This is a genomic window from Rhizobium sp. 01T444, assembly GCF_056398305.1.
In genome coordinates this window covers 1-719 of sequence record NZ_JBFTPD010000170.1, presented here as the reverse complement: position 1 = coordinate 719, position 719 = coordinate 1, and the positions used below count along the sequence as shown (strand labels likewise).

General features: G+C 70.2%; 1 pseudogene. It reads left to right on the top strand.

The features are described 5' to 3' along the window. A pseudogene (locus tag AC1DTN_RS37795) lies at positions 1-719 on the top strand (malto-oligosyltrehalose synthase); the annotation flags it as partial.

Sequence of the window (719 nt, the reverse complement as noted above, 5' to 3'; positions counted from 1 at the left end):
CGTGCGCCTGCGCATCGATGTGCTGTCGGAACTGCCCGCGCTCTGGCGGCTCGCGCTGATGCGCTGGCGTGCGATGAATGCGCCACTGCGCGGCGCGACCTCCGCGGCCCACGAGTACCTGCTCTACCAGACCCTGCTCGGCACAATCGACCCCGGCGAGGTGGATGCGGACGCGCAAGAGGTGTATATCGAGCGCATCGCCGCCTACATGCGCAAGGCCGCGCGGGAGGGCAAGACGCACACGAGCTGGACGCGGAATGACGAGGCCTACGAGCGCGGACTCGAGAGCTTCGTGCGCGCGGCCCTCGCCCTGGGGGAGGAGAACCGCTTCCTGCGCGATCTGCGCGCCTTCGCCGCCGCCCTGAACTKGTACGGCGCCCTCAACGGCCTGAGCCTGACGCTGCTGAAGTACACGTCGCCCGGCGTGCCCGACCTCTACCAGGGCTGCGAGTTGATTGAGCACAGCCTGGTCGATCCGGACAACCGCCGGCCCGTGGACTACGACAAGCGCGCCGAGTGGCTCGAACAACTGCAGGCGCAGGCCGGCGCACAGCCGCTGGAGCCGATGGCGCATGCGCTGGCCCTGGCCGCAGAGAGCGGGCGCGCCAAGCTGTGGCTGGCCTGGCGCCTGCTCTCGCTGCGCAAGACGACGCCGGAACTGTTCCGCGATGGGAGCTATGAACCCCTGGAGGTGCGGGGCGCGCGGGGCGGTCACGTCG